Here is an 8285-nt window from a genome sequence, read left to right as displayed (position 1 = left end):
TGACCCGCACCCAGATCCTGCAGCAGGCCGGTACGGCCATGCTGGCCCAGGCCAACCAGGTGCCGCAGAACGTGCTCAGCCTGCTGCGCTGATCCACGGCTGCATCGTCCCGCCGCCGGCTCCGGCCGGCGGCGCGGGCAACACGAGGCATCGCAAAGCATGCGCAGGAACGGGCCATGGCCATGGACCGGACTCTCTCTCCCGGTCGCCACATCGTCGTGGCCATGGCCCGCCCCTGCGGCAGAACTGTTATCAGCGCTGTTTGTTTGACTGAACACCCCGGGTGGCTTCGTCTCCCCCCGCTTTTCAGTAGCCTGACCCCTCCTCTGCATTGGAGGAGGGTTTTTTACAGACCACCTATCAGAGGCGCGGACCGCCGCCCCTGCCCCAGGGCTCCTGCAACCGGCGTGCCAAACCCGCCCTTGCCCTGGCTGGCACAACTCCTGCATCAACGTGGTTCTAAAGACCCGGCGGCTACGGCCGCTACTTTCGTTGATGGCATCGCCCTGCGACTTCACGGCAGCGGCTACAAACAGGAGATACAACGTGGCGGACTTCGGTTACGGCGGCATCGGTTCAGGACTGGATATTTCCGGCATGGTCAGCAGCCTGGTGGCGGCCGATCGCAAGCCGGCGGACAACGCACTGAACCTGCAGCAGTCCAAGGCCAAGATGCAGCTCTCGGCAATCGGCACGGTCAAATCCGCGTTCGACACGCTGAATACGGCACTGAAGGCACTGAAGGCCAATACGGCGTTCGACGCACGCACGTTCACGGCCAGCAAAGCCGGTACCGACGAGATCTTGACGGTCAGCGGCACCAACTCCGCTGCGGCTGGCACGCACCTGATCAATGTGGAAAAGCTTGCTACCGCACACAAGCTGATTTCGGACACCGCGATACCGAAGACAGACACCTTCGGCGCCGGAACCCTGACGCTCACCGTAGGCGTCGGCGACAAGCAGAAGACGCTGGACATCAACGTCGAAGCCGACGACACGCTCAGCTCGATCCGGACGAAGATCGAGAAAGCCGGCCGCGCCTCGGGCGTACAGGCCACGCTCATCGCGTCGGGCGATAACCAGATTCTGTCGCTCTCGCAGGAGAAGTCGGGCGCCGCCAACGCCATTACGCTGACTGCCTCACCAGGCAACACCAAGCTGGCCGACCTCGCTGCCAGCCTGAAGGAGCGTACACCGGCCGCAGACGCCAAGCTGACCATCGACGGCGTGGCCATCACCAGCAGCGAAAACACCGTCACTGACGTGGTGCCCGGCCTCACCCTGAACCTGAAGAAGGAAGGCGAAAGCACCGTCACCATCACCACCGACGTTGCCGCGGCACGCAAGGTGATGCAGGACTTCGTCACGGCGTACAACGGCGCCATCGCGGCAATCAACACCGCGACCAAGTACGACATCGAGAACAAGGAGCCCTCCTCGCTGACCGGCGATGCGCAGATGCGCGGCGCCTCCAGCCAGCTGCGCAGCATGATGGGCGGCATTCTCAAGGACCTCTCGGCCGCCGGCCTGGATCCCAAGAAGATCGGTCTGCAGACCCGTGCCTATCCCAACGCTGATGGCAGCCTGGTGCTGGATACCGCAAAGTTCGACGCGGCCCTGGTCAACCAGGGCGGCGCCGTGCGTGAGGCGTTCACCGGCGATGACGGTGCGGCAGCGAAGTTGTTTGCGATGGTGGATGGCTACGTCAGCACCACCGTCGGCAAGGAAGGCGCGTTCGTTTCGCGCACCAAGAGCATCAACACCACGCTGACCGATATCGACAAGCGCCGCAAGGCGCTGGATGTCCGCATGGAAGGCGTGTCCGAACGTTACAAAAAGCAGTTCCTCGCGCTCGATGCCCTGATGAGCAAGATGAGCCAGACCATGAGCAGCCTCACCTCGCAGCTCTCCCAGCTCAGCGGCTGATGCATGCCGGCCGCGGACTCAAGTTGAACCGGTCCGCGGCCGATATCACTGGCAGGACACCCCGCAGGCTCCACCCGGTGCCGACGATGTCGCGAACCTCGCGGCCCCGCATGAAGGAGACATGATTGATGTACGGTTCCAACCGTCAATTCACCGAGCAGTACCGCAAGGTCGGCGTGCAGAGTTCGGTTACCGATGCCGACCCGCACAAGCTGGTCGCGTTGCTGCTGGCCGGTGCCTGCGAACGCCTTCGGCTTGCCCTGGCCTGCATGGAACGCGGCGACCAGGCACGCAAAGGCAAGGCGATCGGCGAGGTCTGCGCGATCGTCGGCCACCTCAATGGCTCGCTGGACCATGAGGCCGGCGGCGAAATCGCCGGCAACCTGTCCTCGCTGTATGACTACGTGATGCAACGGTTGACCGAAGCCAATCTGCACAACGATCCGGCCGCATTGTCCGAAGCCCTTGAACTGCTGGGCGAGATCGATGCGGCCTGGAATGCCATCCCGCAACAGCAGCGCCAGACCGCGCAGGTCGCCCCGTGACCTCGCTTGGCGCGCTGAACGCACGTCTGGATGCGCTGGAAACCGCGCTGCACGCCGAGAACTTCGACGAGGCGGGTCTGCAGCTGGATGCACTCGACGCGGCCCAGCGTGACTACCTGGCCGGCCCCTCTGCCGGCTTCGATGTTCCTGGCCTGTCCTCGCTGCAGGCACGCCAGCAGCGCATCATGCTGTTCATGATGCGGCAGCGCGAAGAGGCCAGCCGGCACATTCACAACGGCCACCAGTCCCTTCGCGCCGCGCAGGCGTACCTGACCGCAGAATCCCTGTCATGACCGAGCTTCGCACCAGCGCCATCCATCACCCGGCCGAAAGCGAGCTGTTCGATGAGACGCTGAGCTGCGAACTGGCGCTGCCGGCCGAATACCGCATCGGCAGCGCGGTGATCCGCCCCGGCACCGCCGAAACCCTGCTGCGCAGTGTGGCGCTGGTTGAAGACGCCCGCGGCGACGACGGCCATGACGACCGCAGCGATGCCACCCTGCAGGTGCAGCGGCTGGAGGCCAAGCTGGATCTGGTCATGGTGCTGCTGGGCCGGCTGGTGCGGCAAAGCAGCCAGGACCTGCCGCTGCGCCCCCTGCGCTGGTCGCGCCGTGGCATCCGCCTGGAACAGGGCGCGCGCAGTGGCGCCGCACCGGGCAGCATGGGCGTGATCCGCCTGCAGCCCTGCGACTGGCTGCCCGACCACATCGACCTGCCCGTGGTGATCGTGGCCGAGGCCGCCAATGGCGCCGGCGCGCATTACCTGTGGCTGCGTTTTGAAGGGCTCAGCGATGCGCTGGAGATGGCCCTGGAGCGGCATCTGTTCCGCCTGCACCGCCGCCAGATCGCCGAAGCACGACGATTGCGCTGACCGTACGCTCGCGACTGTGACGCATTCGGCTTGGCGGTGGGCCTTCACTCCGTTAAGGTGACGGCCTCCCCGCTCCCCTAGCAGCCTGTGCGCGTTCTCATCGTCGATGATCACACCCTGGTCCGTGCCGGCCTCAGCCGCCTGCTGCAGGGCTTTGCCGACGTCGAGGTCATCGCCGAGGCCAGCAACGCCGAACAGGCGCTGCAACTGAGCGTGCAGCATTCCCCGGACGTCGTCCTGATGGACCTGTCCCTGCCGGGCCGCACCGGCCTGGAAGCCCTGAGCGACATCCTGCTGCGTACGCCCGGCTCGCGCGTGGTGATGATGACCATGCACGACGACGCGGTGCACGTGCGTGATGCGCTGGACCGGGGCGCGGTCGGTTTCGTGGTCAAGGATGCCGCCCCGCAGGAGCTCGAACTGGCGCTGCGCGCCGCGCATGCCGGCCAGGTGTTCCTGAGCCCGCAGATCTCGGCCAAGATGCTTGCCCCGATGCTGGGCAGGGAAAAGCCGGTGGGCGTGGCAGCCCTCTCGCCGCGGCAGCGCGAGATCCTGCGCCAGATCGGCAAGGGCGAGAGCAACAAGGAAATCGCCGCGGACCTGGGCATCAGCGTCAAGACGGTGGAGACCCATCGCGCCCGCATGATGGAGTCGCTGGGCTGCCGCCGTGCCAATGATCTGGTGCTGCTCGCCGCCCGTCACCAGCACGAGCTGGAGTGATCTGCGCCGGTTCTCCGGCACACAGGCCTTGCCCGCCGCGCATGGCGACGGATTTTTGAAGCCCGACCCGACGGGTGGGCACGGAAGGACAAGGTCTCGCCCCCGGACACCCGTCAAAATACCGCGCCGATGTAGGGGTTCCCCCTACACGCTGTCAGGGATTTGACGACCCGACTCAGGAACCCCCTGATTCCCGGCGTACGGGAAGAGAAGCAAGATGTGTTCCATAACGCACCGGGGAGTCGGTGCGAACGGGACATCACTTTGAAAGCCTCCATGTCGACCCAGATGGGTCAGCAGCTTCACCTCACCCCGCAACTGCTGCAGTCGATCCGGCTGCTCCAGCTCGACGGCATGCAGCTGGAGCTGGAAATCCGCCGCGCGCTTGAGACCAACCCGCTGCTCGAGATTGAAGAAGCCCCGGAGCCGGCGGCCGCCGAGACTGCCGAAGCCACCACCACCCAGGACGTGGCCGCCTTCGACGAACTGCCCGAAAGCACTATGTGGGATGTGGCCGGTGCCGGTTGGCAGGACGGTGACGATGACCGCATGCAGCGCGTGGCGGCCGGGGAATCCTCCGATCCGCAGCTGCGTGCCCTGCAGCGCCTGGCGATGGAGCTGGATGACCGCGAACTGACCGTGGCCGGTTTCTGGCTGGAGCACTGCGACGACGCCGGCTATCTGGATGCCCCGCTTGCCCAGCTGACCCTGCTCGCCAGTGCGCGCTGCGATGTGGACGCTGCCGGTGTGGAAGCGGTCCGCCAGCAGATCCTGCACGGCGATCCAATCGGCCTGGCCGCGCAGGACCTGTACGAATGCCTGAGCGTGCAGCTGCGCGCCCTGCCCGGCCGCGTGCCGGCCCGCCACCTCGCCCAGCGTGTGCTCGACGACGGCCTGACCGCGCTGGCCGCACACGATTACCCGGCCCTGGCCCAGCAGCTGGACGCCGAAGTCGCCGACATCCATGAGGCCGTCCGGCTGATCCTGTCGCTGCAGCCGCGCCCGGGCGAGAGCCTGCTGCCGGACAGCAACGGCGTGGTGATTCCGGACGTGGTCGCCTGGCATGCCGATGGCCAGTGGCGCGTCGCGCTGAATCCGGCCACCAGCCGCCGCCTCAGCATCAACCCGCAGTACGAACAGGCCCTGGCCGAGACCAGCGAAGCTGCACAGCCACTGCGCGACATGCTGCAGGAAGCGCGCTGGCTGACCCGCGGCCTGTCGATGCGTTACGACACCCTGCTGCGCACGGCGCGCGTGATCATCGAACGCCAGGCCGGCTTCCTGACCCGTGGCGAAGAAGCCATGGCGCCGCTCACCCTGAAGGAAGTGGCCGACGAGATCGGCATGCACGAGTCCACCGTTTCGCGCATCACCACCGGCAAGTACCTGCAGACCCCGCGCGGCACGCTGGAGCTGAAGCACTTCTTCGCGGTGCGCCTGGAAGGTGCCAGCGTCTCCGGCCAGGCCGTCAAGGCCATGGTGCGCCGTCTCATCGAATCCGAACCGGCGGCGCGCCCGCTCGCCGATGAAGCCATCGCCGGCCTGCTTTCGCGCCAAGGGGTGAACATCGCCCGCCGTACCGTTGCAAAATACCGCGAACAACTGGACATCGCCCCGGCGCGCGAACGCCGCCGCAGCCATGCCAGCACCCCGCACCTCCTGGCCCGGGTGGGCTGAAGGAAATGGAAGACATGAACAAGCTCACCGTCCTGCTGGTCGACGACCACGAAGGTTTCATCAACGCCGCCATGCGCCACTTCCGCAAAGTCGATTGGCTCGATGTGATCGGCAGCGCCGCCAATGGCCTGGAAGCGATCGAACGCTCCGAGTCGCTGCGCCCGAAGGTGGTGCTGATGGATCTGGCCATGCCGGAGATGGGCGGCCTGCAGGCGACCCGCCTGATCAAATCCCAGGATGACGCGCCGTACATCGTCATCGCCAGCCACTTCGATGACGCCGAACACCGCGAGCATGCCCTGCGCGCCGGGGCCGACAACTTCGTCAGCAAGCTGTCCTACATCCAGGAAGTGATGCCGATCCTGGAAGGCCTGAAGGGGAACGGATCATGAGCGAATCACGCATCCTGGTACTGGACAACGACGCCGTCCGCGCCGAGCGCACCGTCGCCCTGCTGGAGTTCATGGATTTCAACCCGCGCTGGGTGGCCGATGCCAACGATTTCGACATCACCCGCCACCGCCCGAACGACTGGATGGCGGCGATCATCGGTGGGCTGGACACTTCCGAGCGCAGCGACGCGCTGTTTGCCTGGCTGGGCAAGGGTGCCCTGCCCCCGCCGGTGATGCTGATCGACGGCGACACCACTGCCTTCGCCCAGCAGTTCGGCCTGCACGAGGCCAATGTGTGGCCATTGGAAGCGCCGCTGCGCCACGCGCAGATGGAAGGCCTGCTGCGCCGTGCCAGCCTCAAGCGCCTGGATGCCGAGCACCAGGCCGGCGCCGTGCAGGACCAGGGGCCAACCGGCGATGGCGCGGCCGTCACCCAGCTGCGCCGGATGATCGAGCAGGTCGCCGCGTTCGACACCACCGTGCTGGTGCTGGGCGAATCGGGCACCGGCAAGGAAGTGGTCTCGCGCTCGATCCACCAGCGCTCGCCGCGCCGCGATGGCCCGTTCGTGGCGATCAACTGCGGCGCCATTCCGGCCGACCTGCTGGAAAGCGAATTGTTCGGTCACGAAAAGGGCGCCTTCACCGGCGCACTGAGCGCCCGCAAGGGTCGTTTCGAAATGGCCGAGGGCGGCACCCTGCTGCTGGATGAAATCGGCGACATGAGCCTGCCGATGCAGGTCAAGCTGCTGCGCGTGCTGCAGGAGCGCAGCTTCGAGCGCGTCGGTGGCAACCAGACCATCCGTTGCAACGTGCGCGTGATCGCCGCCACCCACCGCGATCTCGAATCGCGCATCGCCGACGGCAAGTTCCGGGAGGATCTGTTCTATCGCCTCAACGTGTTCCCGATCGATGTGCCGGCCCTGCGCGAGCGCAGCGAAGACCTGCCTGCACTGGTCACCACCATCGCCGGCCAGCTGGCCCGTACCGGGCGTGGCGAAGTGCGTTTCACCGGCGAAGCGCTGCAGGCCCTGGCCGCCTACGAGTGGCCCGGCAACGTGCGCGAGCTGACCAACCTGGTCGAGCGCCTCGCCGTGCTGCACCCCAGTGGCAACGTGCGCGTGCAGGACCTGCCGGCCCGCTACCGCGGTGACTTCGCTGCCGCTGCGCCGGTGGCCGTCGCTGCGCCAGCCGCCGTGGCCGACGAACGCCTCGACCTGCGCAGCTTCTCCTTCCACACTCCGGGCGCCCAGAGCACCCCGGCCCTGGACAGCGGCATCGGCCCCGTCAGCCGCGCGCCGGCCCTGCCCGACGATGGCCTGGACCTGCGCAACCACATGGCCAACATCGAGTTGAACCTGATCAACGAAGCGCTGGAACGCACCCAGGGCGTCGTCGCCCACGCCGCCCAGCTGCTCGGCCTGCGCCGCACCACCCTGGTGGAAAAGCTGCGCAAGTACGGCATCGAACGCGACCAGACCGAACTGGCTGGCTGAGCCGATCAACACATGGAAACCAGACGCCCGGGCATGTCCCGGGCTTTTTTGTGGTTCTGCTCGCACGTATCGCGCAACCTCCGCCGGTTTTCCGGCGTCGACTCTCCGGCACGCCAGCGCGTCACACCGCCGCTCGGCCGCTCCCCGGCGCCTCACGAACATCACGGCCGCGCCTGCAGGCGCCGCTGAATACGCAAACCCGCGCCACCCCTACAAAACTGAACCACTCATCCGTTTCGGCACAGCACTTGCAACGTATTTCCGTGTAACCCACCCCTGCTTCGGAACGTTCCAGATGTCGCACTCCGTCACCTCGATCCTTTCTCAGATCCGCACCTTCCAGACCCAGATGGGCCAGCCCACCGTCAGCCCGCTGACGGAGGTGCCGCGCAGCAATGCCATCCAGGGCCTGGTATCCCCCCAGGAGATCCAGGGCCCCAGCTTCACCGAAACCCTGCGGGGCGCCATCGCCGGCGTCAACGATGCGCAACAGAAATCCGGCGCCCTGGCCAAGTCCTTCGAACTGGGTGAACCCGGTGCGGACCTGGCCAAGGTCATGGTCGCCTCGCAGCAGTCCCAGATCGCCTTCCGCGCCACCGTGGAAGTCCGTAACCGTCTCGTCCAGGCTTATCAGGACGTGATGAACATGCCGCTGTAA

Annotated in this window: 10 protein-coding genes; all 10 read left to right on the top strand. The window is 66.4% G+C overall.

Features of this window, described 5'->3' with window-relative positions; translation table 11 throughout:
* Positions 1-92, top strand: a 92-nt coding sequence (locus BCL79_RS00955; protein WP_147433892.1) for a flagellin, incomplete at its 5' end; no start/stop codon positions are given.
* A gap of 454 nt (positions 93-546) precedes the next feature.
* Complete coding sequence (fliD, locus tag BCL79_RS00950) at positions 547-1929, top strand: flagellar filament capping protein FliD (RefSeq protein WP_121036753.1); 1383 nt, start codon at positions 547-549, stop codon at positions 1927-1929.
* 128 nt (positions 1930-2057) lie between these two features.
* Positions 2058-2474, top strand: a complete 417-nt coding sequence (gene fliS, locus BCL79_RS00945) for a flagellar export chaperone FliS (RefSeq protein ID WP_121036752.1) — start codon at positions 2058-2060, stop codon at positions 2472-2474.
* Positions 2471-2767 carry a hypothetical protein gene (locus BCL79_RS00940; protein WP_121036751.1) on the top strand — a complete coding sequence of 99 codons (297 nt, stop codon included), beginning with the start codon at positions 2471-2473 and terminating at the stop codon, positions 2765-2767. Before fliS ends, BCL79_RS00940 begins: the two co-directional genes overlap by 4 nt.
* Positions 2764-3345 (top strand): PilZ domain-containing protein, encoded by a 582-nt coding sequence (locus BCL79_RS00935; RefSeq protein WP_121036750.1) that lies wholly within the window; start codon positions 2764-2766, stop codon positions 3343-3345. Before BCL79_RS00940 ends, BCL79_RS00935 begins: the two co-directional genes overlap by 4 nt.
* A gap of 87 nt (positions 3346-3432) precedes the next feature.
* Complete coding sequence (locus BCL79_RS00930; RefSeq protein WP_121036749.1) at positions 3433-4065, top strand: response regulator; 633 nt, start codon at positions 3433-3435, stop codon at positions 4063-4065.
* Between the two features lie 264 nt (positions 4066-4329).
* The gene (gene rpoN, locus BCL79_RS00925; protein ID WP_121036748.1) at positions 4330-5742 is read left to right on the top strand and encodes an RNA polymerase factor sigma-54; all 1413 of its coding nucleotides are present in this window, start codon (positions 4330-4332) and stop codon (positions 5740-5742) included.
* 14 nt (positions 5743-5756) lie between these two features.
* On the top strand, positions 5757-6134 hold the full coding sequence (locus tag BCL79_RS00920; protein WP_026070040.1) for a response regulator: 378 nt from the start codon (positions 5757-5759) through the stop codon (positions 6132-6134).
* Positions 6131-7627, top strand: coding sequence for a sigma-54 dependent transcriptional regulator (locus BCL79_RS00915; RefSeq protein WP_121036747.1), 1497 nt, complete (start codon positions 6131-6133; stop codon positions 7625-7627). Before BCL79_RS00920 ends, BCL79_RS00915 begins: the two co-directional genes overlap by 4 nt.
* 295 nt (positions 7628-7922) lie before the next feature.
* A complete protein-coding gene (gene fliE / locus BCL79_RS00910; protein ID WP_121036746.1) occupies positions 7923-8285 on the top strand; it encodes a flagellar hook-basal body complex protein FliE in 363 nt (120 codons plus the stop codon).

This window comes from Stenotrophomonas rhizophila (assembly GCF_003651185.1).
GTDB lineage: Bacteria > Pseudomonadota > Gammaproteobacteria > Xanthomonadales > Xanthomonadaceae > Stenotrophomonas > Stenotrophomonas maltophilia_Z.
Note: the sequence above shows the minus strand (reverse complement) of the source record. Positions and strands in the feature narration are given on the sequence as shown.